This is a genomic window from Paraburkholderia caffeinilytica (assembly GCF_003368325.1).
Classification (GTDB): Bacteria; Pseudomonadota; Gammaproteobacteria; order Burkholderiales; family Burkholderiaceae; genus Paraburkholderia; species Paraburkholderia caffeinilytica.
The window spans coordinates 1,109,259-1,135,850 of sequence record NZ_CP031467.1; the positions used below are offsets into that span (position 1 = coordinate 1,109,259).

Sequence of the window (26,592 nt, forward strand, 5' to 3'; positions counted from 1 at the left end):
GACGGATTCACGATGAAATTGATGCGCGCGCCGAATCTGATCATCGGACAGCATTGGGTCAATGTGCTGGAGACGGCGGGCATCGCTTGCGAGTTGCATAACCGCTATCTGAACGGCGCGCTCGGGGACATTCCGGCGGATCAGTGCGCGCCGGAGCTGTGGCTTGTGGATGAGCGCGACGAAGCGATGGCACGGCGCCTGATCGATGCGGCGTCGCACGGACCACCGGCGGGCGCGCCTTCGTGGCAATGCCGCCAGTGCGGGGAGACGCTCGAGGCACAGTTCACGGTGTGCTGGCAGTGTGGAACGGCGCGGGATCCGAGGGATGGGTGAAGCGGTTGTTGCGTAGGCAAACGGCGAGGCTATCGGGCGCGGGTGACAAACGGCGAAGCGGCTCGGATTCAGTTACCAAGCGGTAAGGCCACCATCGCGTCACTCGTGAAAAAAAAGCCGGGTTTATGACCCGGCTTTCCTCTGCATGCGTTAGTTGCGCGCTGGCCCAAGCAAGCCGCATCAGGCAAGCCACACCGCGATCGTCAGCATCAACAGCAGGATCATCCACAGCACCACCGCGCGCCACACCAGGCCCACCGCCGATTGCAGCGTGCGTGGCGTGCAGTCGTCACCGACCTGCATCGGGCCGCCGTCGCCGGTGGCGAGGGCGTCGAGACTCGACGGCTCCGCGAGCGGCCCACTCAGACGCGCACCGAGCGCCCCGCTGCCTGCGGCCAGCAACACGCCGTCGTTCGCATCCGGCCACTGACGCGCATGGTTGCGCCATGCATAAATCGCGTCTTCGAAATTACCGACAATCGCGAAGCCCAGAGACGTGAGCCGTGCCGGCACCCAGTCGATCACGAAGAAGGCGCGCTGCGCGAAGCTCGAAAACGCCGCGGTGCGATCGTCGGCCGGCAAGGCCCATGCACGCGACAGATATTCGGCAATCCGATACAGCACCGCGCCCGCCGGCCCGACCGGAATCAGAAACCAGAAGAACACCCCGAACACATGCCGATGCGAGGCCACCACCGCGTGAATCAGCGTATGACGCACGATCTCGCTGACGGGCATGTCGACGGTGTCGAGTCCGGTCCATTCATTCAGGATTTCACGCGCGCGCGGCACGTCGTCGTTATTCAACGCGAGGTGGATATCGGTGAAGTAATGACTGAACTGCCGGAAACCAAGCGTGAAGTACAGCACCGCGACGTTCCACAGGAACGCCAGCGCGAAGTGAATGTGATACAGCACGTAATAGATGAGCGCGACGGCCAGCGTCCAGGGCACCACCACCACGAGCCACGCAAGCAGGCCGTGCTTCGGCTTGCCGGCATCGAATCCGTGCGCCGCCGACTCCGCATGGTATTGAAGCAATGCCGCCGCCGGATTGTTCAGCGACAGCGCGCGGACCTGTTCGATAATCAGAGCCAGCAATACGGAGAAAAAAGTCATGCGATGCGCCGTGCTTTTCGAGTTTTTACGATTGTTTTATAACGATAGCACAGGGTCGGATGCCACTGAGCACGGACGTTGACAAACACCCAACAAGTGCACAACCCATGGCGACTCAAGCCGCGAGAAAGCGATAGAAGTTGCGCAGCATCGCCGCCGTCGCGCCCCAGATGAAATAGTGACCGCCCACCTGCCCCTCGCGATCTGCCGCTTGCGCCGACGCGGCCCGCGGATAGGGCATCGCGAAGAAACGGCGCTCGCCGCCTTCGTAACGAAACACGCGCTCTTCGTGATGCGCGGGGTCCATCAGAAAAGCAAGCGGCACTTCGAAGACTTCGGCTACTTCGAATGCATCCGCTTTCAATGTGAATGGCGGATGCACCAAACCGATCACGGGCGTGACACGAAAACCGGTGCCCGTCAGATAGTCGGGCAACGCACCGAGAACCTCAACGCGCGACGGATCGAGGCCGACCTCTTCCTGCGCCTCGCGCAATGCCGTAGCGGTCGCATCCGCGTCGAACGGTTCATGACGGCCGCCGGGAAAGCTCACCTGGCCGGCGTGGTCGTTCAGATGATCGGCACGTTGAGTCAGCAGCACAGTCAGGCCGTTGTCGCGCACGACCAATGGCACCAGCACGGCGGCAACCCGCGGATCGACGTGCGTATCGCGCCAGGGCGCTTCGATAATCGGCTCAGGCGTCCAACTCAAACGCTGCTCGAAGCGCGCACGCAGACCGTCCGGCGTCAGGCGTCCGGCAACCACCGGTGACAGATCGGCACCCGTCGCTTCGACAGGCAGAGTTTCGGGCTCAAAGGCGGGGCGGATCAACGGGTCTCTCGTAATGAGCGGATAGGGAACATACCGCTATTTTGACCTGGCAAACAAAAAAGCACCCGCGAGGGGTGCTTTTTCTTACAGCTTTTACGCTTCCGGAGCAGCGCGGTCTTTCTTCGCGACCAGCTTTTCCTTGATCCGGGCCGACTTGCCCGAACGGTCGCGCAGGTAGTACAGCTTCGCACGACGCACATCGCCACGACGCTTCACGACGATGCTTGCCAGCAGCGGCGAATACGTCTGGAACGTACGCTCGACGCCTTCGCCCGACGAAATCTTGCGGACGATGAACGACGAATTCAGACCACGGTTACGTTTGGCGATCACGACGCCTTCGTAAGCCTGGACACGCTTACGCGTACCTTCAACCACGTTCACGCTGACGATCACCGTATCGCCGGGGGCGAATTCGGGGATGGTCTTCTCGCCGAGGGCGCGGCCGATTTCTTCCTGCTCGAGTATTGCAATCAGATTCATCACTGACTCCTATGTCCATCTTGTCGGCGTTCGTACCTGCCTCGCAGAAAACTGCCCGGCTACGGCCCCGATAGAGGATGGGTTCACATCTGGCGCCGTACACGCATGTGCGGCACCGCCTATGTCCGCTCGAAAGACCGAGGCTTACGCCTTCGACGCTTCCTTCGCGAGACTCGTAAGCCATGCCTCGTCGGCACGGCTCAACATCTTGTTCTTTCTGGCCTTCACGATCAGATCGGGCCGTTTGTTCAACGTATTGCGCAAGGCTTCGCGCCGACGCCATGCTTCGATTTCCGCATGATGGCCGCCTAGCAGCACATCAGGCACACGCACGCCGTTGTATTCCTCCGGACGCGTGTAATGCGGACAATCCAACAGCACGTCGACGAAACTGTCCTGCACCGCCGATTGCGAGTCGTTGAGCACCCCGGGTAACTGACGCACCACGGCATCCATCAACGCCATTGCCGGCAATTCGCCACCCGACAGCACGAAGTCGCCGAGACTGACCTCTTCGTCGACGACACGGTCGAGCAAACGCTGATCGATCGCTTCATAGCGACCGCACAACAGGATCAGACCGGGCTCGGCCGCGAACTGCATGACACGCTCATGATTCAGCGTGGCGCCTTGCGGCGACATCATCACGACGCGCGACGCGCCGATGCCCTGCTCCGCCTGCGCCGCTTTCGCCGCACCGATCGCGTCTTCCAGAGGCTTGGCCAGCATGACCATGCCGGGGCCGCCGCCGTAGGGACGATCGTCGATTGTGCGGTAGTTGTCCGTAGTGAAATCGCGTGGATTCCACGTGCGCAACCCGTAGCGCTCCTGCTTCGCCGCACGGCTGGTGATACCCCAGTCGGTCAGCGCACGAAACATGTCAGGAAAGAGCGTCACGACATCGAACTGCATCGCCCTCTCCAGTCAGCGAATTATTTAGTAATCGGTTTCCCAGTCGACAATGATCTGCTTCGCCGCCTGATCCACCGTTTTGACAAAGACGCCGACGAACGGGATCAAGCGCTCGCCGGTGACCGGCTTACCGTTCTTGTCGGTATCCGGGTATTCGATGCGCAGCACCGAGTGCGCACCGTTGTCGATCATGTCTGCAACCTTGCCGAGGTTGACCCCGGCAACGTTCACCACGTCCAGGCCGAGCAGGTCGACCCAGTAGAATTCATCGGCCCCGAGGGCCGGAAATTCACTGCGGCTGATATAGACGCGCGTGCCGCGCAGCGCCAAGGCCACATCGCGGTCGCTAACGCCGCCCAGATGGGCAACGATACTGTCGCTATGCGTTTTTGCCTGTAGTGACGGCGCCGACTTGCGCTCATGGCCTTTCAGCAACCACCAGCGCTTCGCGCTTAGCAATGCGTCTCCGCCGTGCCCGGCATCCGCATGGGCTGCGACCTTGACCCAGCCTTTGAGGCCGTAAGCGTCGACGATTGCACCGACCTCGACCGCATCGGCCGGCCAGCTTTCCACCGTTTCCGCCCGCATTTCTGCCGCACTGGAACCGGCGCTTGCAACTTTGGCTTTCGCCCGGCCCTCGGCCCCTTCGACCGGCTTGCGGACGAATGCACCGAACGGCGCCTGACCAGACGTCTTCGCGCGCGGGGCTGCCGCATTTGCCTTCACGCGACCTGAATTGCCGGAATCACGTTCAGACATAAGAGAACCTCGCTGCCAACTTCGACGTCTGCCTCAGCAAAACTCGCGCATCGGACTGCTCACGCAAGCTGCGCGAGCCGCCGGCCAAACCGACGACGATACGCATGCCAGCTACCATTAAGCAGCCGGTTGCGCCTTTTGCGCTTCCTTCACGAGACGCTGAACGGTCGGCGACAGTTGCGCGCCAACACCTTGCCAGTACGTCAGGCGGTCTTGAGCGATACGCAGCGACTCACCCTTCGTAGCGACCGGGTTGTAGAAGCCAACGCGTTCGATGAAGCGGCCGTCACGACGGTTACGCGAATCGGTTGCGACGATGTTGTAGAACGGGCGCTTCTTGGAGCCGCCACGAGCCAAGCGGATGATGACCATACTAGAATCCTTGAAAACCGGGGTTCGGAACGACTGAAACACGCGATTATAGCGGGAAACCGACGCCATAACAAACACTTACCGGGATAAACTGCACGACGGGGTTGTGCCGGCCATTCGGGCGGAGGCCTCGAACCACGCCGAAACGCCCGAATTACCTGACGGAGCGCCCGTGAAACTCCTGCCGCCGCCTGCGTTTTTTTTCGCTTCGTGCGCCGTCTTTCCGCGAATTGCCGGCTTTTCGCCGATGGCCGGCTTTTGGCGCGCCGTCTGCGTTCAAGGCCTGCGAGCGGGCGCTGCGATGCTACTCGTCGCCACGGCCCTGCCGGTGCTGGCCGCGCTGCCGGTCGAGCGCATCGCACTGCCGCCCGGCTTCCACATCGAGGTCCTGTCGGACGCCGTACCGAGCGCCCGGGGGATGGCGCTCTCGCCAAAGGGCATTCTTTATATAGGCAGCCTTGACGGCCACGTCTACGCGCTCGAATTGCAAAGTGGGCGCGTGACGGCTCGCCACGTGATCGCCTCCGGATTGGAAACGCCGGCTGGCGTGGCGTGGCGGGATGGCGCGCTGTACGTGTCCGCAGTGTCGAAAATTCTACGCCTGGACGCGATCGACGCCCATCTGAACGACCCGCCCAAGCCGGTCGTGGTCACCGACACATTGCCGGCAGAAACTCATCATGGCTGGAAATTCATCGCTTTCGGGCCGGATGGCAAGTTTTACGTGCCGCAAGGCGCGCCCTGCAACGTCTGCCTGAAAGACCGCGCCCGCTTTGGGTTGATCGGCCGCATGGACCCGGACGGCAGCCATTATGAAGTCGTGGCGCGTGGCGTTCGCAACTCCGTCGGCTTCGCGTGGCACCCGGTGACGCATGAGTTGTGGTTCACCGACAACGGCCGCGACCTGATGGGCGACGACGTACCGGACGACAAGCTCAACCGTGCGCCACGCATCGGCATGGATTTCGGTTTTCCGTACTGCCATGGCGGCGACACGCCCGACCCCGAATTCGGCAAAGACCATCCATGCAACACCTTCACGCCGCCGGCTGTCAAACTCGGCGCGCACGTCGCCTCGCTCGGCATGCGCTTTTACAGCGGCTCAATGTTTCCGGCGGCTTATCGCGACAATATTTTCATCGCTGAACACGGCTCGTGGAATCGCAGCAAGAAGGTCGGTTACCGCGTCGTGCGAGTGATCACCAACCCGGACGGCAGCAACGCGCGCCAGGAAGTCTTTGCCGAAGGCTGGCTCCAGCCGGGTGAATCCGTATGGGGCCGCCCAGCCGATGTGCAGCCGATGCCAGACGGCTCCCTGCTAATCAGCGACGACTACGCCGGCGCCGTCTATCGCGTAACTTATTCCGCGCCCTAGGCCAAACCGCAGCGCAATAACGCGCACAGACCGCCCGCGCAGCCAAACCTGCGGCACCGGCGGCCACCCGCACAACGATGCCCACACAGACGTGACACCCGGCAACGCATACAGAATCGCTCAGGCCCCCGACGTTGCCCGCCCGCGGCGAATCCACGGCGAACACACGCAACCGCGGCCTCCATGCGCTCTCACACTACGTGACCGGCACCGCGCGGCGTGGCGTAGAATGCGCGTCGGCCCACGCCCACCGGCGCCCGCTCCTTTCGACCGCCTGTCACTCTCCTCTCGCCTACATGTCCACCCTTGCTCCGGCTTCCTCGTATTTCAGATCCAAGACGATTACCGCTGCGCTGGCATTCTTCTTCGGCAGCCTCGGTGCCCACCGCTTCTATCTGTACGGCATGCGCGACATTTACGGCTGGGCCCATCTGCTCGGCACGCTGATCGGGATTCCGGGCGCCATGCTGGTGGTGGCAAGCGAGCGGGCCTCGATGCTCGGCTGGGTGCTCGCGTTTTTCGGCGCTGTTTCGCTGCTCTCCGCCTTTCTGGCAGCGATCGTCTACGGCCTGCGCCTGGACGACAAATGGGACGCGCAGTTCAACGCACAAACCCAGCGCAAAAGCCGCTCTGGCTGGACTGTCATTTTCATCGTGATCTTTTCGCTGTTGATCGGCGCGTTCCTGCTGATGACGGGCCTCGCGATCTCGTTCCAGACTTACTTCGAAAGCCAGGTGCAGGCCGCCAAAGCGCTGTCGCAATGACCTGCCGCGCACCGCGCTAAAAAAGCCTCAATTGCGGATTGTCGCGTAGCAACGGTTCAGCCGGCGCCGGCTCGATCCGGCGAAAGTGCGACATATCCAGAATGCCGCGATCACGCCGGTTTAGCCCGAGCCGGCGCACGGCCTTATGGAAGCGCTGCTTCAGCAAGTCCGCCCATAGGCCTTCTCCCTTCATTCGGGTGGAGAAGGACGAGTCGTAGTCCTTTCCGCCCCGCATATCGCGCACGCGGCTCATCACCCGGTCGGCCCGATCAGGAAAATGCGCCGCGAGCCAATCCTTGAATAGCGGCGCGACTTCCCATGGCAAGCGCAGCACGATGTAGCTCGCATTGCTCGCGCCGGCTTCGGCACAGGCTTCCAGCACGCGCTCCATGTCCGGCTCGGTGACGAACGGAATCACCGGCGCGATGCTGACGCCAACAGGTATGCCCGCCTCGCTCAACGTACGGATGGTGCGCAACCGGCGCGACGGCGTGGCCGCACGCGGCTCGAGCGTGCGTGCGATATCCGCATCCAGCGTGGTGATCGTGATAGCCGCCATGAACTGCCCGCGCGCCGCCATGGGCGCAAGCAAATCAATATCCCGCTCGATGAGCGACGATTTGGTGATCGCCGCGAACGGATGGCCGCGCTCGCTGAGCACTTCGATCACCCGCCGCGTGAGGCGCAAATCCCGCTCGACGGGCTGCCAGGCGTCTGTATTGACGCCGAGCGCGATCGGCTCCGGCACATAGGACTTCTTTGACAACTCGCGCCCGAGCAACTCCGGCGCGTTGACCTTCGCGTAGATGCGGCTTTCGAAGTCGAGGCCCGGCGACAGCCCAAGATAACTATGCGTGGGCCGCGCGAAGCAGTAGATGCAGCCATGTTCGCAACCCCGATAAGGATTCAGCGACACGCCGAACGGAATATCCGGCGACGCGTTGCGCGTGAGAATGGTTTTGGCACGCTCTTCGAAAACCTGCGTGCGCAAGACCTTGGGCTCGCCGTCCTCCTCTAATGACGAAAGCCAGCCGTCGTCCACCACCTCGCGCTGATCGACTTCGTAACGGCCTTGCAGGTTCGTCACCGCGCCACGCCCCTTGCGAGGCGTGGGCGGAGCAATCGGAAATTCGTTGGCGGAGTGGGGGTCGGAATCGGTCACGGCTGGAACACGCAAGAAAGCAAAACGGCGCAAAACACCTGTATAAATATACAGTGTTTACGCCGTTTGTCGAGCCCGACTATTTGTATTATTCAGCCCCCGTGCGAGCTAATCGCCAACCGCAATCGTCAGCGTTTCCTTGATCTCTTCCATCACCACGTAGCTCTTCGACTGCACCGCGCCGGGCAATTGCAGCAGGATATCCCCTAGCAGCTTGCGGTAGTCGGCCATTTCACCGATGCGCGCCTTGATCAGATAGTCGAAGTCGCCCGAAACGAGATGGCATTCCAGCACCTCGGGGATCTTCTGCACCTCGCGGCGGAACTGGTCGAACATGTTGCCGCTTTTGTGATCGAGCGTGATCTCGACAAATACCAGCAGCGCCGCGCCCAGCTCAGCCGGGTTCACCCTCGCGTGGTAGCCGGTGATCACGCCGTCGCGCTCCATCCGCTTGACGCGCTCGATGCACGGCGTGACCGACAGCCCGACCTGTTCGGCGAGGTCTTTCATCGCCATCCGGCCGTCCTGCTGCAGGAGCCGCAGGATCTTGTGATCGAGTTTGTCGAGGGCCCGGATCGGTTGGCGCTGTGTTCGCATGGTCTTTTTGCTGAAAATCTTGAAAATACAATAACAAAACCTACCTGACTGTTAATAGTATAGCGGTTATCACTGGGCGATCTGCGTTACACCTCGTTAATCGAACGAATTCAAACGAATCCACGAGCGCACCGCCCTCAGACCTCTTACTGGATATCCTGGAGCAGCTATGCGAGTCGTCGTCTTGGGCAGTGGCGTTGTCGGAGTGACAAGTGCTTATTACCTGGCGCGCGCCGGTCATGAAGTGACCGTCATCGATCGCGAGGCCGGCCCGGCGCTCGAAACCAGCTTTGCCAATGCCGGCCAGATCTCGCCGGGCTACGCGTCGCCGTGGGCCGCGCCGGGCGTGCCGCTGAAGGCTGTCAAATGGATGTTCCAGAAGCATGCGCCGCTGGCGATCCGCCTCGACGGCACGCAATTCCAGCTGCAATGGATGTGGCAGATGCTGCAGAACTGCACGTCGTCGCGTTATGCGGTGAACAAGGGCCGCATGGTTCGCCTCGCCGAATACAGCCGCGACTGTTTGCAAGCGCTGCGCGCCGAAACCGGCATCCAGTACGAAGGCCGCACCGGCGGCACGCTGCAGGTATTCCGCACGCAACAGCAGTTCGACGGCGCCGCAAAAGACATCGCCGTGCTGCGAGAAGCCAACGTGCCGTATGAACTGCTGTCGCCGGCCGAACTCGCGCAAGCCGAACCGGCGCTCGCCGCCGTCTCGCACAAGCTGACGGGCGGTCTGCGCCTGCCGGGCGACGAAACCGGCGACTGCCAGATGTTCACCACGCATCTTGCCGCGCTGGCCGAGCAACTGGGCGTCAAGTTCCGCTACAACACGCCGATCGACGCACTCGCCATGGCCGGCGACCGTATTGCCGGCGTCCAATGCGGCGATGAACTGGTGCGCGCGGATTCGTTTGTCGTCGCGCTCGGTTCCTACTCGACGAAATTCCTGTCCGGTCTCGTGAAGATTCCGGTCTACCCGCTCAAGGGTTATTCGATCACCGCGCCGATCGTCAACGAAGCGGCTGCGCCGATTTCCACCGTGCTCGACGAGACCTACAAGATCGCGATCACGCGCTTCGACAACCGGATTCGCGTCGGCGGCATGGCCGAGATCGTCGGCTTCGACAAGTCGTTGCGTGAGGCGCGCCGCGAAACGCTGGAACTGTGCGTGAACGATCTGTTCCCTGGCGGCGGCGATACGTCGAAGGCCACGTTCTGGACCGGCCTGCGCCCGATGACGCCGGACGGCACGCCGATCGTCGGCCGCACCCCCGTGCCGAACCTGTTCCTGAACACGGGCCACGGCACGCTAGGCTGGACGATGTCGTGCGGCTCGGGTCAACTGCTGGCCGACGTCATGTCGGGCAAGCAGCCGGCAATCAAGGCGGATGATCTGTCGGTGCATCGCTATCTCGGCGAGGTCGGCGGTGCGCATCGTCCGGCATATGCTTAACGTGCTGATGCGTAAGATCTAACGTTTCAACGCTTCGCGAGCGGTTGCGCCGGTTCGTCACCGCATCATCACGGACAGACCGGCCTGACAAAGACAAACGGCGCCTCACAGGGCGCCGTTTGTCGTTTACGCACGAGCTTTCGCTACATGGCTCGAAAGAAGCACGACATCAGAACTGATCTTCCGACAACGCCAGCACGCTCTCGCCACCCTTCGCGCTGACAATCGACGCTTCGAACGCCGAAGCCAGCGGCAGCACATGCTCCGCATAGAACTGTGCGGTCGCGATCTTCGCGCCGTAGAACGAGGGATCCTCAGCGCGCTTCTCGGCCGCCACGAGCAACGCACGCGCCATCTGCCAGCCGCCCAGGACGACGCCGGCCAGCTTCAGATACGGCACGCTGCCGGCGAACACCGCGTTCGGATCGCCCTTTGTGTTGGTGACAACGAAATCGACCGCCGCGCTCAGCGAGCGATGGCCTTGCGTCAGATACGTCTTCATCGAATCGAACGCTGCGCCTTGTTGCGCGCCAAGTGCCCCGATCGTTTCGGCTACACCGGCCAGCAACGACTTCGCGACCTTGCCGCCGTCGCGCACGGTCTTGCGGCCGATCAGATCGTTGGCCTGGATCGCGGTCGTTCCTTCGTAGATCGGCAGAATGCGCGCGTCGCGGTAGTACTGCGCGGCGCCGGTTTCTTCGATAAAGCCCATGCCGCCGTGCACCTGCACGCCGAGGCTCGTCACGTCGATCGACAGCTCCGTGCTCCAGCCCTTCACGATCGGCACGAGGTATTCGTAGATCGCCTGGTGCCCGGCACGTTTTGCTTCATCCGGATGACGATGCGCGATGTCGCAGTGCGCCGCGGCGACATAAGCCAATGCGCGCGACGCTTCGGTGAGGCCGCGCATCGTCGACAGCATGCGGCGCACGTCCGGGTGCTGAATGATGGCGACCGACTGCTTCGCGGAACCGTCCACGGGCCGGCTTTGCACGCGATCCTTCGCGTACGCGACAGCCTTCTGATATGCGCGATCCGACACGCCGACGCCTTGCATCCCTACCGCGAAACGCGCCGCGTTCATCATGATGAACATATATTCGAGGCCGCGATTTTCCTCGCCGATCAGATGACCGATCGCGCCGCCGTGGTCGCCGAATTGCAGCACCGCGGTCGGGCTCGCCTTGATGCCAAGCTTGTGCTCGATCGACACGCAATGCACATCGTTGCGCTCACCGAGCGAGCCGTCTTCGTTGACGAGAAACTTCGGCACGATGAAGAGCGAAATGCCCTTCACGCCCTCCGGTGCATCTGGCGTGCGCGCCAGCACGAGATGGGCGATGTTCTTCGCCATGTCGTGCTCGCCCCACGTGATGAAAATCTTGGTGCCGAACAGCTTGAACGAACCATCGCCTTGCGGCTCGGCGCGCGTGCGCACCAGCGCGAGATCGGAGCCGGCCTGCGGCTCGGTCAGGTTCATCGTGCCGGTCCACTCGCCGGAAATCAGCTTGGGCACGTAGATTTGCTTCTGCTCTTCGCTGCCCGCCGTGAGCAGCGCCTCGATGGCGCCATCGGTGAGCAGCGGACACAGCGCGAACGACAGGTTCGACGCGTTCAGCATCTCGATACAGGCTGTGGCGATCAACTTGGGCAGCCCTTGGCCTTCGTAGTCGACCGGATGTTGCACGCCTTGCCAGCCGCCTTCGGCGAACTGCCGGAATGCGTCCTTGAAACCGGGCGTTGCGGTGACCACGCCGTCTTTCCAACTGCTTGGATTGCGATCGCCTTCGACGTTCAGCGGCGCGAGCACTTCGCCGCACAATTTCGCCGATTCTTCGAGCACGGCCTGAGCCGTGTCGAGGTTTGCGTCTTCGAAGCCCGGCAGCGTTGCGATGTCTTCGAGACCGGCCAGTTCTTTCATCACGAACAGCATGTCCTTGATGGGCGCCGTATAGCTCATTTCAGTTCTCCTCCTGCCTGTCGATATAAAAAGGGCGCTGGACTTGATCGGTCCCGCGCCCTTTGTTTGCTGCCAGACGCCTTTTACAACATGGCGCTGCGGCTGTTAGCCGAGCTCGCTAACCAGCTCCGGCACAAGCGTGAACAGATCGCCCACCAGACCATAATCCGCGACGCTGAAAATCGGCGCTTCCGGGTCCTTGTTGATCGCGACAATCACCTTGCTGTCCTTCATGCCGGCCAGATGCTGGATCGCGCCCGAAATGCCGACTGCCACGTACAGTTGCGGCGCGACGATCTTGCCGGTCTGGCCAACCTGATAGTCGTTCGGCACGAAGCCCGCATCGACCGCTGCACGCGATGCGCCCAGCGCTGCGTTCAGCTTGTCCGCCAGCGGTTCCAGCACCTGCGTGTAGTTCTCGCCGTTGCCCAGACCGCGGCCGCCGGAAACGATGATCTTCGCCGAGGTCAGCTCCGGACGGTCCAGCTTCGTCACTTCACGGCTCACGAACTGCGAGAGACCCGTGTCGGCTGCCGCTTCGATCTTTTCGACCGTTGCGCTGCCGCCAACGGCTGCGACTGCATCGAAACCGGTCGTGCGGACTGTGATGACCTTGATCGGGTCAGCCGATTGAACCGTTGCTATCGCGTTGCCCGCGTAGATCGGGCGCTCGAACGTATCTGCGCTGTCCACTGCGGTGATGTCGCTGATCTGCGCGACGTCGAGCTTCGCGGCGATACGCGGCGCGATGTTCTTGCCGTAAGCGGTCGCCGGCGCGAGGATGTGCGTGTAGTCCTTTGCGATGTTGAGCACCGTCGCTTCGACGTTTTCTGCGAGGCCGGCCGCGAGTTGCGGCGCATCGGCGAGCAGCACCTTCGCAACACCTGCAATCTTCGCTGCCGCGTCCGCTGCGGCCTGTGCGTTGTGACCTGCCACCAGCACGTGAATATCGCCACCGATCTTCTGCGCGGCTGCAATCGTGTTCAGCGTCGCGGCCTTGATCGACGCGTTGTCGTGTTCTGCTATTACCAGATTAACCAGATTCGTCATTTCGTCCGTCTCCGCGTTTTACTTAAAGCACCTTGGCTTCGGTCTTCAGCTTCTCGACCAGCGTCTTCACATCCGGCACCATCACACCGGCGGAGCGCTTCGGCGGCTCGGCGACTTTCAGCGTCTTCAGGCGCGGCGTCACATCAACGCCGAGGTCTTCCGGCTTGACGACTTCCAGCGGCTTCTTCTTCGCCTTCATGATGTTCGGCAGCGTCACGTAGCGCGGCTCGTTCAGGCGCAGATCGGTGGTGACCACAGCGGGCAGGCTCAGCGACAGCGTTTCCGCGCCGCCGTCCACTTCGCGCGACACCGTCGCCTTGCCGTCCGCGACAACAACCTTCGAGGCGAACGTGGCTTGCGGCAGGTTGGCCAGCGCAGCCAGCATCTGGCCGGTCTGGTTCGAATCGTCGTCGATGGCCTGCTTGCCGAGAATGATCAGCGAAGGCTGTTCCTTGTCGACGAGTGCCTTCAGCAGCTTGGCAACCGCCAGCGGCTGCAGGTCTTCGCCCGACTCGATCAGGATCGCGCGGTCCGCGCCGATCGCGAGCGCCGTGCGCAGCGTTTCCTGCGCTTGCGTCACACCGGCGGACACGGCGATCACTTCGGTCGCCACGCCCGCTTCCCGCAGACGAACAGCCTCTTCAACCGCGATTTCGTCGAACGGATTCATCGACATCTTCACGTTCGCGATGTCGACGCCCGTGCCGTCCGACTTGACCCGGACCTTCACGTTGTAATCGACCACTCTCTTGACTGGCACCAGGATTTTCATGCACACGCTCCAAAGTTACGAATACGTCAACCCAACGGACATTATAGCGACTGCCCTCACGGCAGCCTTGTCGCGGGCGCTCTAGCAGAAGGATATCGCTCCTCAGCGGCGTGACGGCAATATCGAACGATCGTTCTATTTTAATCTCGAAAAAACCCGGGAGACAACCCCGGGTTCAGACTTACGACTCTAATTTTGCATTGCCGTCGTGTTTTGCTATGTGAAACGATCAAAAAAGGCGGCCGTCAGATCACCAGGCGGTAATCACCGCCCCACCAAACTTGCTCTCGACGAACTGCTTCACTTCCGGCGAATGGTATGCCGCAACCAGCTTCGCAACCCACGGCTTGCTCTTGTCAGCTTCGCGGATTGCGATGATGTTCACGTACGGACCCTTCGGATCTTCGATCGCGATGGCGTCCTGCTTGGGCTTCAAACCCGCCTCCATCGCAAAGTTCGTATTGATCGCGGCGGCGTCCACGTCGTTCAGCGAACGCGGGATCTGCGCGGCGTCGAGTTCGACGATCTTCAGCTTCTTCGGGTTGTCGGTGATATCGAGCGGCGTCGCCTTGAGACCTGCGTCCGCACGCAGCTTCAGCAGGCCCTGCTTCTGCAGCAACAGGAGCGCCCGGCCGCCATTGGTCGGATCGTTCGGCACCGCGATCTTCGCGCCCGGCTGCAACTCAGCCAGCGTCTTCACTTTCTTCGAATAGATGCCCATCGGGTACGTGACCGTATCGGCGACACGGATCAGCTTGTAGCCCCGGTCCTTCACCTGCGCTTGCAAGTACGGGTCATGCTGGTAGCTGTTCGCATCCAGATCGCCGCCGGCAAGCGCCGCGTTCGGCTGCACGTAGTCGGAGAACTCGACGATCTTGATGTTCAGACCGTTCTTCGCCGCGACCGTCTTCACGACTTCCATGATCTGCGCGTGCGGGCCGCCGGTGACGCCGACCTTGATCGTGTCTTCGGCGTGAGCCGCCGTGGCGGCAGCGAACAGCGACGCGGCGCCGAGCGTGGCGGCCAGCTTGAGAATAAAACGACGTTGCATGATGGACCTTTTTTCGATTCTGCCTGGCGGGTTCCGATGACCCTTGTTTATTTATGGCTCAAACGACGCACGAGCCAATCCCCGAACGACTGCACCAGTTGCACGAAGACGATCAGGATCACCACGACCGTCACCATCACTTCCGGCAAGAAACGCTGATACCCGTAACGAATGCCCAGATCGCCGAGCCCGCCACCGCCGATCGCGCCGGCCATCGCCGAATAGCCGACCAGCGACACGAAGGTAATCGTCAACCCGGCGACCACGCCCGGCAGCGACTCCGGCAGCAACACCTTGAAGACGATCTGGCTGGTGGTTGCGCCCATCGCCTGCGCGGCTTCGATCAGACCGCGATCGACCTCACGCAAAGCCGTTTCGACAAGACGCGCGATGAACGGCGCCGCGGCGATTGTCAGCGGCACCACGGCCGCAGCCGTGCCGATCGACGAACCCACCACGAGGCGAGTGAACGGAATCACCGCGACCAGCAAGATGATGAACGGTGTGGAACGCACCGCGTTGACGATCACGCCCATCACGCGATTCACGGCGATGTTCTGCAGCACGCCCTGACGGTCCGTCAGATACAGCAGCACGCCGAGCGGCAAACCGACCGCTGCGCCGACCAGTCCGGAGATGCCCACCATCACGAGCGTCTCCCAGAACGACTGGACGAACATATCGAACATTTCACTCAACATACGACAGCTCCTCAACTACCACGCCCTGTTCGCGCAGATACGTCAGCGCTCCTGCCACCTTCGCCGGTTCGCCGCCCGCGAGCACCGCGAGCGAGCCGAATGCCTGCCCCTGAATCTCGTCGATCTGGCCGTGGAGGATGTTGAAGTCGAGTTCGTAGCGTCGAATCGTTTCCGACAGGATCGGTTGATCGACCCCCGAACCGGTGAACGCGAGACGCAGCAAATGGCCGCGGCCCGTCTTCAGGCGTTCGGCCACGCGTGCCTTCATCGCGGGCGGCAGCTCCTGCGCGATCACGTCGCCGATCAGCGCGCGCGTCACTTCGTGATGCGGCTGCAGGAACACGTCGATGACCTTGCCCTCTTCGACCACACGGCCGGCATCCAGCACCGCGACGCGGTCGCAGACCTGCTTGATCACGTCCATCTGATGCGTGATCAGCACGATCGTCAGGTTGAGTTCGCGATTGATGCGCTTGAGCAGATCGAGGATCGCGCGCGTGGTTTCGGGATCGAGTGCCGAAGTCGCTTCGTCGGAGAGCAGCACCTTCGGCTTGCTTGCCAGCGCACGCGCGATGCCCACACGCTGCTTCTGTCCGCCGCTGATCTGCGCCGGATAGCGATCCTTCTGCGCCGACAGGCCGACCAGTTCAAGCAGCGGCAGCACATTCGCCTCGATCTCGTCGCGCTTCATGCCGGCGAGTTCAAGCGGCAACGCCACGTTCTCGTACACCGTGCGCGACGACAGCAGGTTGAAGTGCTGGAAGATCATGCCGATTTCGCGACGCGCCTCGCGCAATTGTGCGGCGGGCAGCGTCGTCAGATCGCGGCCGTTGACGACGATGTTGCCTTCGCTCGGACGCGTCAACAGGTTGATCGTGCGCACGAGCGTGCTCTTGCCCGCGCCGCTGCGGCCGATGATGCCGAACACCTCGCCCGCCGGAATCGACAGATTGACGTTGTGCAGCGCCTCGACCCAGCCCCGGGGTCCGGCGAAGCGCTGAGAGATATTGCGTATTTCGATCATGGAAAAACGAAACGGCGGAGGTTGCCAACGAGCGTTGTGCGCTCCCGACAAGCGGCCGCCGTTGCTTTTATTGGGATTTGAGGCCGCAATTCTACCGCAGCGTCGTCATTCCCTTTAATAATCAATTACGATCTTTTCATAACCATAGAGCATTAGAGGCGCGCCCGGTGCGAGATGCTCGCGTGCGCTCGCCCGCAGCGACTATGATCGGGCGATTCAGAATCAGGACACGTTCAGGACAAACAACCGCCATGGAAACAACTCGATCCGGCAATGTGCGTTCCGCATCGGCCTTCCCTGCGGACGCCCCGAAAGGCGGCGCCGCGCTGCGCTCGACGGTCACGACGGGCGACGGCGTCGAGCTGCCGTTGTATCGCTGGCCCGCCACGGCGCCACGGCGCGGCACGGTCGCGCTGGTGCACGGGCTCGCGGAGCACGCCGGCCGCTACGCGGCACTGGCGGATCGGCTGAACCCGGCCGGTATTGAACTCGTTGCCATCGATTTGCGCGGACACGGGCAGGCGCCAGGCAAACGCGTGTGGGTCAACCGGTTCGACGACTACCTGCTCGACGCCCAAGCCTTGCTCGACGAAGCGGCAACCAGCTGTGCACCGCTGTTTCTAATGGGCCACAGCATGGGCGGCGCGGTCGCGGCGCTTTACGCGATCGAACGGCTCGAGGCAAGTGGGCATCGGCTAAGCGGCCTGATCCTGTCGAGTCCCGCACTCGCGCCGGGCCGCGATGTGCCGCGCTGGATGCTCAAGGTGAGCCAGGTGATCAGCCGCATCTGGCCGACCTTCCCGGCAATGAAAATCGACGCGGCTTTACTGTCGAGGCTTCAGTCCGTGGTGAACGCCAATCGCAACGATCCGCTGGTCCATCACGGCGCGATTCCGGCGCGTACCGGCGCTGAGTTGTTGCTGGCGATGGCCCGCATCGAACGCGGCCGTGCGGGGCTGCGCGTGCCGCTGCTGGTGTATCACGGCACCGCCGACAAGCTCACCGAACCCGAAGGCAGCCGTGATTTCGGCGCGCACGCGGGTTCGCCGGACAAGACGCTCACGATGCACGAGGACAGTTATCACGAGACGATGAACGATCTCGACCGGGATCGGGTAATCGGCGCGCTGATCGACTGGATCGAGAAACGGCTGCCCACAGCCTGAGCGGCGGGCGGCATTTCGAAACAAACAAGGCATCGAGTGGGTTGACGCGCGGACGCCCCGGATTTCGGCATTGCGGGGCATGCAGGCACTCGGGCGTCCGGACGGGTGGGTGCGGAGGCGGGCTCCGGCAAGAACGGTCCGGCCCGCCTAGCGCTTCCAGTCGGGCGCGCGTTTGTCGATGAAGGCCTGCACGCCTTCGAGCGCGGAGTCGTCCATCATGTTGCAGGCCATGGTCTGACCGGCCAACTGATACGCCGCTTCGATGCCCATTTCGAGCTGGCGGTAAAAGAGGCCTTTGCCCGCGCTGACGGCTTCGACCGGTTTCGCACAAATGCTTTTCGCGAGCCGCGCGACCTCCATGTCGAGCGCGTCCGCCGGAACCACGCGATTCACGAGGCCTTGCTGTTTTGCCTGCGCGGCGTCGATGAAATCGCCGGTGAGCAGCATTTCGAGCGCCGCCTTGCGCGACAGATTGCGCGACAGCGGCACCGAAGGCGTCGCGCAGAAAAGACCCAGGTTGACACCCGAGACGGCAAAGCGTGCGGTATCGGCCGCGACTGCCAGATCGCACATCGCGACCAGCTGACAGCCTGCTGCCGTGGCGATGCCGTGCACGCGCGCGATCACCGGTTGCGGCAAGCGCTGGATCGTCAACATCAGTTTCGTACAACGCGCGAACAACGCCTGGTAGTAAGTCAGCGACGGCGCCGCGCGCATTTCCTTCAGATCGTGTCCCGCGCAGAACGCGCGGCCCGCACCGGCGATCACCACCACCCGCGCGTTGGACTCCGCCAGCGCTGTCAGCGTCGACTGCAATTCGTCGAGCAGGGCTTCGGAGAGCGCGTTGAAGGCATCGGGCCGGTTCATCGTCAATCGGACGACGCCCGCCACGCCGTACGCGTCGTGTTCGATTTCGACCAGCGACGCACTGCGGACCTCGGCATTCATGGCTCGCTCCTCGTTGAATTCATGCGGTTCGCGACGTTCGCGCAACGCCTGTGGCGCGCCAGCTCAGATTCCGGCTAGCGAGCGCACGTGCGCGACCACGCTGCGCCCCAGCGCCGACAGGTTGTACCCGCCTTCGAGACAGCTGACGATCCGCCCCCGCGCATGGCGCTTCGCGATCTCGCGCACCTGATCGGTGATCCACGCGTAGTCGTCCTCGACGAGACCCATGTTGCCGAGGTCGTCCTCGCGATGCGCGTCGAAGCCGGCCGAGATAAAGATCATCTCCGGCTTGAATTCATTCAGGCGCGGCAGCCAGAGCATATCGACCACCTCGCGCACCGCCATGCCTTTCGAGCGCGCCGGCATCGGCACGTTGCACATGTTGGGCGCCTGATTGTCTGCGCCGGTGAACGGATAGAACGGATGCTGGAAGATGCTGCACATCAGCACACGCGAATCGCCCGAAAAAGCCGCTTCAGTACCGTTCCCGTGATGGACGTCGAAGTCGACGATCGCCACACGCTGCATGCCGTGCACCTCGAGCGCATGACGCGCGGCGATCGCCACGTTGTTGAAAAAGCAGAAGCCCATCGCGCGTGCCGGCTCGGCATGGTGGCCGGGCGGGCGCACACTGCAGAACGCGTTGTCGTGGCGGCCTTCGATCACGGCGTCGGTCGCGGCCACCGCGGCGCCGGCCGCGCGCAACGCGGCCTGCAAGGTGTGCGGATTCATCGACGTGTCGGGATCGATTTCGGCCAGGCCCTCCGCGGGCGACCGGCTGCGGATGTAATCGACGTGAGCTTGCGTATGCACGCGCAACAGCGCGGCATCATCGGCGAGCGGCGGCGATTCGCGCTCGATCAGCGAGTCGATGCGGCTCGCGATCAATTGATCTTCGATTGCCTGCAGGCGCGCCGGGCATTCGGGATGCCATTGCCCCATATCGTGCAGCAAACAATCGGCGTGGGAATAAAAGCCTGTTGCCATGATTCTCATCTGCGGCGCGGCGCTTCTTCAGCCCGCGCGGCGTGTCTCCGTCCATGGGCGCGCGCACTGGGCGCGCCAACATTTGCCAAGTTACCACACCATGCGACTGTGACGCGCCGGGCACAGATTTGCAGAGGGCGTCGGGTATACTGCCCCGATCCGTTTTCCCCTGTCTCTTTCGCACTGCGCCCCCAGCTCACTATGACCGTCAAGCTTGCTCTGTCTGCACGAAACCGGCTACGCATGAAGACCGCAACCGCCGCACTGTCCGTCGCATCGTGCATGTTCATGGCAACCAGTCCGGCGATGGCGCAAAGCGCCGCGAAGCCGCCAGTACTGCTCGCGCAAGGCCAGCCACAACCGGCGGTGCCACAAGGGCAGACCTTCGAAGAAGAGATCATTCCGCAGCGCTACGCGAATAACCCGAATGTCGACGCGTTCATCGCCGACATGTCCGCGCGCTATGACTTCGACGAGGCCGCCTTGCACGCCCTCTTCGCGCGCGTGAGCTATTCGGCTACCGCGGTCAAGCTCGTCACGCCGTCGCCCTCGCCGTCGATCAAGAACTGGCGCGTGTATCAATCGCGCTTTCTCGACCCGGTGCGCATCAACGCCGGCGTGCGCTTCTGGCGCGCCAACCAGGCCACGCTGCAACGTGCTTATGAAGAGTTCGGCGTGCCGCCGGAAGTGATCGTGGGCATCATCGGCGTGGAGACGATCTATGGGCGCTTCATGGGCAACTTCCGCGTGCTCGACGCGCTGACCACGCTCAGCTTCGACTACCCGAACACCGCCAATCGCGCGGATCGCCAGGCAACCTTCCGCAAGAATCTCGAAGACTACCTGGTGTGGACGCGCGATTCGCAGATCGATCCGACCACCGTGCTCGGTTCCTACACCGGCGCGATCGGCATTCCGCAGTTCCTGCCAAGCAGCATCGTGCAATACGCGGTGAGCTATGACGGCAACAAGCAGATCGATCTGCGCACGAGCCAGGCGGATGCGATCGGCAGCGTGGCGAACTATCTGCGCCAGAACGGCTGGGAAAACGGCCGGCCGGTGGTATGGAAGATCGGCACGGACGCCGGCAGCCTGGGCGTGGCGCAAGCGGCGGCCGACGGCAAGCCGGAACCGCATTGGCCGCTGGATCAATTGCTCCGTGCCGGACTGCTGCTGAGCGAACCGGGCGTCGATATCGCGTCGGAAGCCGGCACGCCTGTGACGGTGGTGGATCTGCCGTCGCCGGGACGTGGCACCGAGTACATGCTGGGCCTGAAGAACTTCTATGTGCTGACGCGCTATAACCGCAGTTTCTTCTACGCCCTGGCGGTTTATCAACTGGGCCAGCGGGTCAAGGCGCAGATGGAAGCGAGCGACGCGGCGAACGCCAGCAGCAATGCGGCGGCGCCGGGTGCGGCTTCGCAATAGGCCGAGCGGCAGTTGTCAGGCACCCGATTGCCGGACACTCGCCGCGTCACGAACGGGTTGCAAGCGACACAAAAAAGCGCCGGTTTAACCGGCGCTTTTTCATTGGTCAACTCGATCCGAGGGCCACTCAATGCGCCGCAGCGCAATCAAGCCGGGAACACACCCGTCGACAGATACCGGTCACCCCGATCGCAGACGATAAACACGATCGTCGCATTCTCGACCTGGCGCGCGACGCGCAGCGCCACCTCGCAAGCCCCGCCCGATGAAATACCGGCGAAGATCCCTTCGACCGAGGCCATGCGCCGCGCCATCGCCTCGGCCGCGGCCTGGCTCACGTTCTCGACGCGGTCCACGCGGCTACGATCGAAAATCTTCGGCAAATAGGCTTCCGGCCATTTGCGGATGCCCGGAATGCGCGAACCCTCTTCCGGCTGCGCGCCGATGATCTCGATTGCCTGGTTCTGTTCCTTCAGATAGGTGGACACGCCCATGATCGTGCCGGTCGTGCCCATCGACGAGACGAAGTGCGTGATGCGCCCTTCGGTGTCGCGCCAGATTTCCGGGCCAGTGCCTTCGACGTGCGCGGCCGGATTGTCCGGATTCGCGAACTGATCGAGGATGATGCCCTTGCCTTCGCGCTGCATCTGTTCGGCCAGATCGCGTGCGTATTCCATTCCGCCCGTCACCGGCGTCAGCACAATTTGCGCGCCATAGGCGGCCATGCTCTGACGGCGCTCCACCGACAGGTCTTCCGGCATGATCAGCACCATCTTGTAGCCGCGGATGGCAGCGGCCATGGCCAATGCGATACCGGTGTTGCCGCTGGTCGATTCGATCAGCGTGTCGCCCGGCTTGATACGCCCGCGTGCTTCAGCTTTCTTGATCATCGACAGCGCCGGGCGGTCCTTCACCGAACCCGCAGGATTGTTGCCCTCGAGCTTCGCGAGGATCACATTGTTGCGGCTGCGGATCTCGTCGTCAGGGAGGCGGACGAGTTGCACGAGCGGCGTATTGCCGATCGTGTCTTCAATCGTTTTGTAAGCCATATCGGGTCTGGTGCTGTCGATGCGCGGAGTCTTCAATCTATCGATTCTAAACCACCGTGCGCGCGGCTGCCGTTCGGCCCTGCTCACCGCATGGATGCAAGCGCTGACCGACAGGCGCACATGGTGCCCATTCGCAACGCGAAAGGCCGTACAGAAAGCCGGGCACAACCCGCATCGAGGCAACGCAAAAAGCCCGCGGCTGAGAACCGCGGGAGCCAGTCATCCGCATGACAGCTGAAGGAGTGTTCTGAACCACTCCGACCATGAAGGGGAAAGACGGTGACGGACCGGGCGCGAAAGAGGTGACCCGCCTCGCGCGCACGGCCCGCGTCAGGTTATTTCTTCACCGCCACCGTGGCATTGCTCTTTTGGGTAGCGGCCGCGTTGGCGCCATTGCCCGCAGCGGGCGTGCCCTTGGTCTGTGCAGACGCCGCAGCCTGCGTGTTAGCAGCCGCGCCAGCCGGACCGACAGCGAGACCCTCCGCCTGCAGGCGCTCGACGGTATGCCCGCCCATGCCTTTGACGCGCTTGCCGAGATCGGCCGGGTCCTTGAACGGACCATGCGCTGAACGCTCTTCGAGAATGGCTTTCGCTTTGGCAGGACCGATGCCCTTGATGCCACGCAGCGCATCCTCGTTAGCCGTGTTAACGTCGACCGCCGCATACGCGTGGCCGAAAGCGGCGAGCATCGCCGCGGTAACCAGAATTTTTCGAAACATATGGAATCTCCCTCGTACAACCGGTTGGCGACCATCACCAACCGGGAGATTCCAGTTTAAAGAGGTATCCGAAAGATTTACACCTGGCCGAATAGCCAACGTACGTAGCGGTCGACACCTTCCTGCACGCTCAGGAACGGCGCGTCGTAACCTGCGGCACGCAGCTTCGTCTGGTCGGCTTGCGTGAAGCACTGGTATTTGCCGCGCAAGGCATCGGGGAACGGAACGTATTCGATCAGCCCGCGCTGCACCTGATCCGCGAGTGACAACGGCGGCTCGTTGTTCAACGTGCGCAGCGTGTTGACCACCGTGCTCGCGATGTCGTTGAACGGCTGCGCGCGGCCACTGCCCAGATTGAAGATGCCCGACTTGCCCGGATTGTCGAAGAAGAACAGATTCACCTTGACCACGTCTTCGACGGAGACGAAGTCACGTGTCTGCTCGCCGGCGGCGTAACCGTTGTATTCGCCGAACAGCTTGACTTTGCCTTCCGCGCGGAACTGGTTGAAGTTGTGAAACGCCACCGACGCCATGCGCGCCTTGTGCGTCTCACGCGGCCCGTACACGTTGAAATAACGGAAGCCGGCAATCTGGCTCTTCGCGGTGGGCAGCACGCGGCGAATCACCTGGTCGAACAGGAACTTCGAATAGCCGTACACGTTCAGCGGTTGCTCGACTTCGCGCTCTTCGACAAAACGGCTCGAGCCGCCATACGTGGCCGCCGAGGACGCATACAGAAACTGGATGTTCTGCGCGAGACAGACGTCGAGCACTTCACGGCTAAAGCGGAAGTTGTTGTCCATCATGTAGCGGCCATCGGTTTCCATCGTGTCCGAGCAGGCGCCTTCGTGGAAAATCGCGCGCACTTTGCCGAAGTCGCCCCGCTTGAAGCGTTCGACGAATTCGGTCTTGTCGAGATAGTCGTCGATCTCGCAGTCGACCAGATTCTTGAACTTGTCCGCGCGCGTGAGATTGTCGACCGCGATGATGCGTTGTTCACCGCGCTCATTGAGCGCCTTCACGAGATTGCTGCCGATGAAACCGGCTGCGCCGGTGACGATGAGGGTCATGATGATCCTGCGGTAAAGAGCTCAGTTGAGGCCTCGCGGGTTGCTCTCGTGTGCGGCTGAAACTGAAGCGCACAAAACAGGGAACCCGGCGGGCCGCATTAAAGAAAGAGTTCGTCGTAGGTGACGGTGGCGGTGCCGAGCTTGCCGACCACGATGCCGGCCGCGCGATTCGCGAGCCCGACCGCCTCGACCAGCGTAAGACCCGCGCCGAGCATGGCGGCGAGCGTGGCGATCACGGTGTCGCCCGCGCCCGACACATCATACACTTCACGCGCGACGGCCGAAGTATGCAGGATGCCGTCGTCGGCGAAGAGCGTCATGCCCTCTTCCGAACGCGTCAGCAGCAGCGCCCTGAACTCGAGATCGGTGCGCAGTTTCGTCACGCGCGCGATCAGATCCTCTTCGGATTTCCACTGTCCGACCACCTCGCGCAACTCGGCTCGATTCGGCGTGATCAGCGTGGCGCCGCGATAGCGCTCCCAGTCGTCGCCCTTCGGATCGACCAGCACCGGCTTGCCCGCCGCATGCGCCTTGGCGATCATCTGCGTGACGTGCGTGAGGCCACCCTTCGCGTAATCGGACATCAGGATCACGTCGTGCGACGGCAGCAGGTCGTCGAAACGCGCGAGACCCGCGAGCAGCACTTCGTGCGCCGGCGAGTTTTCGAAGTCGACGCGCAACAGCTGCTGCTGACGCGACAGCACACGCAGCTTGATGGTGGTGAGCAAATCCGGATCGCGCTCCAGATGCGGCGCCACGCCGCTTTCTGCGAGCAGTTGCACGATGCGCTCGCCGGGTTCGTCATGACCGACCACGCACAGCAAACCCGCCTGCGCACCGAGCGCAACCGCGTTGCGCGCCACGTTCGCCGCGCCGCCGAGACGGTCTTCCTGGCGCTGCACGTGTACGACCGGCACCGGCGCTTCCGGCGAAATGCGGTTCACGTCGCCGAACCAGTAGCGATCGAGCATCACGTCGCCGACCACCAGCACGCGCGCCGCACCGAGACGTTCGCGCGGCACCTCGGTAAGGGCCGACGCGGGCGTGGATTGCGCGGCCTCAGGCATTGCTGGAGACATCGGCCGGAAATTCAGAGGGCTGGGCATAAGGTCGTCCGATCGAGTGATAGTCGATGCCGAGTTCGGTCATCGCGTCCGGCTCGTACAGATTGCGGCCGTCGAAAATCAGCGGTGACTTCAACACCGATTTCAGGTGCAGGAAGTCCGGGCTCTTGAATTCCTTCCATTCGGTGACGACGACCAGCGCATCGGCCCCGGTGAGCGTTTCGTCCTGGGTGCTTGTGAACGTGAGGCGCGCGAGCTGGTCCGGTACGTCGTGCAGATCGATGGCGAACACGCGGCGCGCTTCGGCCACCGCGACCGGATCGTACGCGCGAACCTGGGCGCCACGTGCCAGCAATTCGGCGATCACGCGACGGCTCGGCGCCTCGCGCATGTCGTCGGTATTCGGCTTGAATGCCAGACCCCACACGGCGAACGTGCGGCCGCTCAGATCTTCACCGAGCTTGTTCGTGATTTTGTGCACCAGCACGTCTTTCTGCTTGTAGTTCACTTCCTCGACGGCTTCGAGGATGCGCAGATTGTGGCCGGTTTCGGCCGCGGTGCGGATCAGCGCCTGCACGTCCTTCGGGAAGCACGAGCCGCCGTAGCCAGCGCCGGCATACAGGAAGTGATAGCCGATGCGCGGGTCCGAACCGATGCCGCGACGCACCGCTTCGATATCCGCGCCGACCCGGTCCGCCAGATTCGACATCTCGTTCATGAACGAGATGCGCGTGGCGAGCATCGCATTGGCAGCGTATTTCGTGAACTCGGCCGAGCGCACATCCATGTACAGCGTGCGCTCGTGATTGCGGTTGAACGGCGCGTAGAGACGCTTCATCAGCTCGCGCGCGCGCAGGCCGGCTTCGTCTTCGTCGCTGCCGAGCACGATGCGATCGGGACGCATGAAGTCGTCGACCGCCGCGCCTTCCTTCAGGAACTCAGGGTTCGACACCACCGAGAAACGGTGCTGTTCGCTATTGGCGAGACCGCGTTTGGCCAGTTCCTCTTCGACCACCGCGCGCACACGTTGCGCTGTGCCGACCGGCACCGTCGACTTGTCGACGATCACCTTGAAGCCGTTCATCGTACGGCCGATGTTGCGCGCCGCTTCAAGCACGTATTGCAGATCGGCGGAGCCGTCTTCGTCGGGCGGCGTGCCGACCGCGATAAACTGCACCTCGCCGTGCGCCACGCTCGCTTCGATATCCGTCGAAAACGTGATGCGGCGAGCCGCACGCGTACGGTTGATGATCTCCAGCAAACCCGGCTCGTGGATCGGCACGCCGCCGTTGTTGAGGATTTCGATCTTGCGCGGATCAACGTCGAGACAGAAGACGTCGTGGCCGATTTCGGCGAGGCACGCGCCGGTGACGAGGCCAACATAGCCCGTGCCGATAATGGTGATTTTCATACGCTTTCCGGTAGAGGGTTCCGGTGAG

At 62.6% G+C, this 26,592-nt stretch carries 27 protein-coding genes; 6 read left to right on the forward strand and 21 right to left on the reverse strand.

All coding sequences use genetic code 11. The annotated features are described in order from the left end of the window. Positions 1–12: 12 nt before the first annotated feature. Positions 13–333 carry a putative signal transducing protein gene (locus tag DSC91_RS20935; protein WP_115780677.1) on the forward strand — a complete coding sequence of 107 codons (321 nt, stop codon included), beginning with the start codon at positions 13–15 and terminating at the stop codon, positions 331–333. Between the two features lie 180 nt (positions 334–513). On the opposite strand, the gene DSC91_RS20940 is transcribed toward DSC91_RS20935, so the two are convergent. The 6 genes from DSC91_RS20940 to rpsP form a co-directional block, all read right to left on the reverse strand. Further along, entirely contained in the window at positions 514–1,452 is a 939-nt protein-coding gene (locus DSC91_RS20940; RefSeq protein WP_115780678.1) for a CobD/CbiB family protein, read from the reverse strand. 115 nt (positions 1,453–1,567) lie between these two features. Continuing rightward, the gene (locus tag DSC91_RS20945) at positions 1,568–2,284 is read right to left on the reverse strand and encodes a CoA pyrophosphatase (RefSeq protein ID WP_115780679.1); all 717 of its coding nucleotides are present in this window, start codon (positions 2,282–2,284) and stop codon (positions 1,568–1,570) included. Positions 2,285–2,377: 93 nt separating this feature from the next. Then, the gene (gene rplS, locus DSC91_RS20950) at positions 2,378–2,767 is read right to left on the reverse strand and encodes a 50S ribosomal protein L19 (RefSeq protein ID WP_012433948.1); all 390 of its coding nucleotides are present in this window, start codon (positions 2,765–2,767) and stop codon (positions 2,378–2,380) included. Between the two features lie 144 nt (positions 2,768–2,911). Next, on the reverse strand, positions 2,912–3,679 hold the full coding sequence (gene trmD / locus DSC91_RS20955) for a tRNA (guanosine(37)-N1)-methyltransferase TrmD (protein WP_115780680.1): 768 nt from the start codon (positions 3,677–3,679) through the stop codon (positions 2,912–2,914). A 24-nt stretch (positions 3,680–3,703) separates the two neighbouring features. After that, on the reverse strand, positions 3,704–4,438 hold the full coding sequence (gene rimM / locus DSC91_RS20960) for a ribosome maturation factor RimM (protein ID WP_115780681.1): 735 nt from the start codon (positions 4,436–4,438) through the stop codon (positions 3,704–3,706). Between the two features lie 117 nt (positions 4,439–4,555). Continuing rightward, positions 4,556–4,810 (reverse strand): 30S ribosomal protein S16, encoded by a 255-nt coding sequence (rpsP, locus tag DSC91_RS20965; protein WP_006476550.1) that lies wholly within the window; start codon positions 4,808–4,810, stop codon positions 4,556–4,558. A 247-nt stretch (positions 4,811–5,057) separates the two neighbouring features. Here rpsP and DSC91_RS20970 point away from each other — a divergent pair, with 247 nt between their 5' ends. Further along, positions 5,058–6,185, forward strand: coding sequence for a PQQ-dependent sugar dehydrogenase (locus tag DSC91_RS20970; RefSeq protein WP_425272057.1), 1,128 nt, complete (start codon positions 5,058–5,060; stop codon positions 6,183–6,185). Between the two features lie 296 nt (positions 6,186–6,481). Beyond that, the gene (locus tag DSC91_RS20975; protein WP_115780683.1) at positions 6,482–6,949 is read left to right on the forward strand and encodes an NINE protein; all 468 of its coding nucleotides are present in this window, start codon (positions 6,482–6,484) and stop codon (positions 6,947–6,949) included. Between the two features lie 16 nt (positions 6,950–6,965). On the opposite strand, the gene DSC91_RS20980 is transcribed toward DSC91_RS20975, so the two are convergent. Then, positions 6,966–8,111 (reverse strand): PA0069 family radical SAM protein, encoded by a 1,146-nt coding sequence (locus DSC91_RS20980; RefSeq protein WP_115780684.1) that lies wholly within the window; start codon positions 8,109–8,111, stop codon positions 6,966–6,968. 108 nt (positions 8,112–8,219) lie between these two features. Next, complete coding sequence (locus DSC91_RS20985; RefSeq protein ID WP_054036112.1) at positions 8,220–8,708, reverse strand: Lrp/AsnC ligand binding domain-containing protein; 489 nt, start codon at positions 8,706–8,708, stop codon at positions 8,220–8,222. 169 nt (positions 8,709–8,877) lie between these two features. On the opposite strand from DSC91_RS20985, the gene DSC91_RS20990 reads away from it, so the two are divergent. Then, positions 8,878–10,164, forward strand: a complete 1,287-nt coding sequence (locus DSC91_RS20990) for a D-amino acid dehydrogenase (RefSeq protein ID WP_115780685.1) — start codon at positions 8,878–8,880, stop codon at positions 10,162–10,164. A gap of 169 nt (positions 10,165–10,333) precedes the next feature. Here DSC91_RS20990 and DSC91_RS20995 read toward each other — a convergent pair whose 3' ends face one another. The 6 genes from DSC91_RS20995 to DSC91_RS21020 form a co-directional block, all read right to left on the reverse strand. Next, a complete protein-coding gene (locus DSC91_RS20995) occupies positions 10,334–12,124 on the reverse strand; it encodes an acyl-CoA dehydrogenase (protein ID WP_115780686.1) in 1,791 nt (596 codons plus the stop codon). Positions 12,125–12,229: 105 nt separating this feature from the next. Beyond that, positions 12,230–13,165: an electron transfer flavoprotein subunit alpha/FixB family protein gene (locus DSC91_RS21000; RefSeq protein ID WP_115783406.1), complete on the reverse strand. Its 936-nt coding sequence runs from the start codon at positions 13,163–13,165 to the stop codon at positions 12,230–12,232. A gap of 31 nt (positions 13,166–13,196) precedes the next feature. Further along, the gene (locus tag DSC91_RS21005) at positions 13,197–13,946 is read right to left on the reverse strand and encodes an electron transfer flavoprotein subunit beta/FixA family protein (protein WP_115780687.1); all 750 of its coding nucleotides are present in this window, start codon (positions 13,944–13,946) and stop codon (positions 13,197–13,199) included. 250 nt (positions 13,947–14,196) lie between these two features. Continuing rightward, positions 14,197–14,997 carry a MetQ/NlpA family ABC transporter substrate-binding protein gene (locus DSC91_RS21010; RefSeq protein ID WP_115780688.1) on the reverse strand — a complete coding sequence of 267 codons (801 nt, stop codon included), beginning with the start codon at positions 14,995–14,997 and terminating at the stop codon, positions 14,197–14,199. Between the two features lie 47 nt (positions 14,998–15,044). Beyond that, on the reverse strand, positions 15,045–15,698 hold the full coding sequence (locus DSC91_RS21015; protein WP_054037200.1) for a methionine ABC transporter permease: 654 nt from the start codon (positions 15,696–15,698) through the stop codon (positions 15,045–15,047). Next, positions 15,688–16,722 (reverse strand): methionine ABC transporter ATP-binding protein, encoded by a 1,035-nt coding sequence (locus DSC91_RS21020; protein ID WP_115780689.1) that lies wholly within the window; start codon positions 16,720–16,722, stop codon positions 15,688–15,690. The genes DSC91_RS21015 and DSC91_RS21020 overlap by 11 nt, the downstream gene beginning before the upstream one ends. A gap of 251 nt (positions 16,723–16,973) precedes the next feature. On the opposite strand from DSC91_RS21020, the gene DSC91_RS21025 reads away from it, so the two are divergent. Continuing rightward, complete coding sequence (locus DSC91_RS21025; RefSeq protein ID WP_115780690.1) at positions 16,974–17,888, forward strand: alpha/beta hydrolase; 915 nt, start codon at positions 16,974–16,976, stop codon at positions 17,886–17,888. Between the two features lie 147 nt (positions 17,889–18,035). On the opposite strand, the gene DSC91_RS21030 is transcribed toward DSC91_RS21025, so the two are convergent. Beyond that, positions 18,036–18,836: an enoyl-CoA hydratase gene (locus DSC91_RS21030; RefSeq protein WP_115780691.1), complete on the reverse strand. Its 801-nt coding sequence runs from the start codon at positions 18,834–18,836 to the stop codon at positions 18,036–18,038. A gap of 63 nt (positions 18,837–18,899) precedes the next feature. Beyond that, positions 18,900–19,823, reverse strand: coding sequence for a histone deacetylase family protein (locus DSC91_RS21035; RefSeq protein ID WP_115780692.1), 924 nt, complete (start codon positions 19,821–19,823; stop codon positions 18,900–18,902). Positions 19,824–20,066: 243 nt separating this feature from the next. Between DSC91_RS21035 and mltB the strand changes: the two genes are divergently transcribed. Further along, entirely contained in the window at positions 20,067–21,251 is a 1,185-nt protein-coding gene (mltB, locus tag DSC91_RS21040) for a lytic murein transglycosylase B (protein WP_229758040.1), read from the forward strand. A 146-nt stretch (positions 21,252–21,397) separates the two neighbouring features. On the opposite strand, the gene cysM is transcribed toward mltB, so the two are convergent. The 5 genes from cysM to DSC91_RS21065 all read right to left on the reverse strand — a co-directional run bounded on the left by cysM (position 21,398) and on the right by DSC91_RS21065 (position 26,564). Next, positions 21,398–22,300, reverse strand: a complete 903-nt coding sequence (cysM, locus tag DSC91_RS21045; protein WP_007180896.1) for a cysteine synthase CysM — start codon at positions 22,298–22,300, stop codon at positions 21,398–21,400. Between the two features lie 335 nt (positions 22,301–22,635). Next, on the reverse strand, positions 22,636–23,019 hold the full coding sequence (locus DSC91_RS21050) for a ComEA family DNA-binding protein (RefSeq protein ID WP_115780694.1): 384 nt from the start codon (positions 23,017–23,019) through the stop codon (positions 22,636–22,638). A gap of 77 nt (positions 23,020–23,096) precedes the next feature. Then, positions 23,097–24,089 carry an ADP-glyceromanno-heptose 6-epimerase gene (gene rfaD, locus DSC91_RS21055; protein ID WP_115780695.1) on the reverse strand — a complete coding sequence of 331 codons (993 nt, stop codon included), beginning with the start codon at positions 24,087–24,089 and terminating at the stop codon, positions 23,097–23,099. Between the two features lie 98 nt (positions 24,090–24,187). Beyond that, positions 24,188–25,195: a D-glycero-beta-D-manno-heptose-7-phosphate kinase gene (gene rfaE1 / locus DSC91_RS21060; RefSeq protein WP_115780696.1), complete on the reverse strand. Its 1,008-nt coding sequence runs from the start codon at positions 25,193–25,195 to the stop codon at positions 24,188–24,190. After that, on the reverse strand, positions 25,149–26,564 hold the full coding sequence (locus DSC91_RS21065) for a UDP-glucose dehydrogenase family protein (protein WP_115780697.1): 1,416 nt from the start codon (positions 26,562–26,564) through the stop codon (positions 25,149–25,151). The genes rfaE1 and DSC91_RS21065 overlap by 47 nt, the downstream gene beginning before the upstream one ends. Positions 26,565–26,592 lie beyond the last annotated feature (28 nt).

Coding starts and splice junctions, on each gene's coding strand:
- DSC91_RS20935 (WP_115780677.1), top strand. CDS start 13: ATGAAATTGATGCGCGCGCCGAATCTGATCATCGGACAGCATTGGGTC.
- DSC91_RS20940 (WP_115780678.1), bottom strand. CDS start 1,452: ATGACTTTTTTCTCCGTATTGCTGGCTCTGATTATCGAACAGGTCCGC.
- rplS (WP_012433948.1), bottom strand. CDS start 2,767: ATGAATCTGATTGCAATACTCGAGCAGGAAGAAATCGGCCGCGCCCTC.
- trmD (WP_115780680.1), bottom strand. CDS start 3,679: ATGCAGTTCGATGTCGTGACGCTCTTTCCTGACATGTTTCGTGCGCTG.
- rimM (WP_115780681.1), bottom strand. CDS start 4,438: ATGTCTGAACGTGATTCCGGCAATTCAGGTCGCGTGAAGGCAAATGCG.
- rpsP (WP_006476550.1), bottom strand. CDS start 4,810: ATGGTCATCATCCGCTTGGCTCGTGGCGGCTCCAAGAAGCGCCCGTTC.
- DSC91_RS20970 (WP_425272057.1), top strand. CDS start 5,058: ATGGCCGGCTTTTGGCGCGCCGTCTGCGTTCAAGGCCTGCGAGCGGGC.
- DSC91_RS20975 (WP_115780683.1), top strand. CDS start 6,482: ATGTCCACCCTTGCTCCGGCTTCCTCGTATTTCAGATCCAAGACGATT.
- DSC91_RS20985 (WP_054036112.1), bottom strand. CDS start 8,708: ATGCGAACACAGCGCCAACCGATCCGGGCCCTCGACAAACTCGATCAC.
- DSC91_RS20990 (WP_115780685.1), top strand. CDS start 8,878: ATGCGAGTCGTCGTCTTGGGCAGTGGCGTTGTCGGAGTGACAAGTGCT.
- DSC91_RS20995 (WP_115780686.1), bottom strand. CDS start 12,124: ATGAGCTATACGGCGCCCATCAAGGACATGCTGTTCGTGATGAAAGAA.
- DSC91_RS21005 (WP_115780687.1), bottom strand. CDS start 13,946: ATGAAAATCCTGGTGCCAGTCAAGAGAGTGGTCGATTACAACGTGAAG.
- DSC91_RS21010 (WP_115780688.1), bottom strand. CDS start 14,997: ATGCAACGTCGTTTTATTCTCAAGCTGGCCGCCACGCTCGGCGCCGCG.
- DSC91_RS21015 (WP_054037200.1), bottom strand. CDS start 15,698: ATGTTGAGTGAAATGTTCGATATGTTCGTCCAGTCGTTCTGGGAGACG.
- DSC91_RS21020 (WP_115780689.1), bottom strand. CDS start 16,722: ATGATCGAAATACGCAATATCTCTCAGCGCTTCGCCGGACCCCGGGGC.
- DSC91_RS21025 (WP_115780690.1), top strand. CDS start 16,974: ATGGAAACAACTCGATCCGGCAATGTGCGTTCCGCATCGGCCTTCCCT.
- DSC91_RS21030 (WP_115780691.1), bottom strand. CDS start 18,836: ATGAATGCCGAGGTCCGCAGTGCGTCGCTGGTCGAAATCGAACACGAC.
- DSC91_RS21035 (WP_115780692.1), bottom strand. CDS start 19,823: ATGGCAACAGGCTTTTATTCCCACGCCGATTGTTTGCTGCACGATATG.
- mltB (WP_229758040.1), top strand. CDS start 20,067: ATGAAGACCGCAACCGCCGCACTGTCCGTCGCATCGTGCATGTTCATG.
- cysM (WP_007180896.1), bottom strand. CDS start 22,300: ATGGCTTACAAAACGATTGAAGACACGATCGGCAATACGCCGCTCGTG.
- DSC91_RS21050 (WP_115780694.1), bottom strand. CDS start 23,019: ATGTTTCGAAAAATTCTGGTTACCGCGGCGATGCTCGCCGCTTTCGGC.
- rfaD (WP_115780695.1), bottom strand. CDS start 24,089: ATGACCCTCATCGTCACCGGCGCAGCCGGTTTCATCGGCAGCAATCTC.
- rfaE1 (WP_115780696.1), bottom strand. CDS start 25,195: ATGCCCAGCCCTCTGAATTTCCGGCCGATGTCTCCAGCAATGCCTGAG.
- DSC91_RS21065 (WP_115780697.1), bottom strand. CDS start 26,564: ATGAAAATCACCATTATCGGCACGGGCTATGTTGGCCTCGTCACCGGC.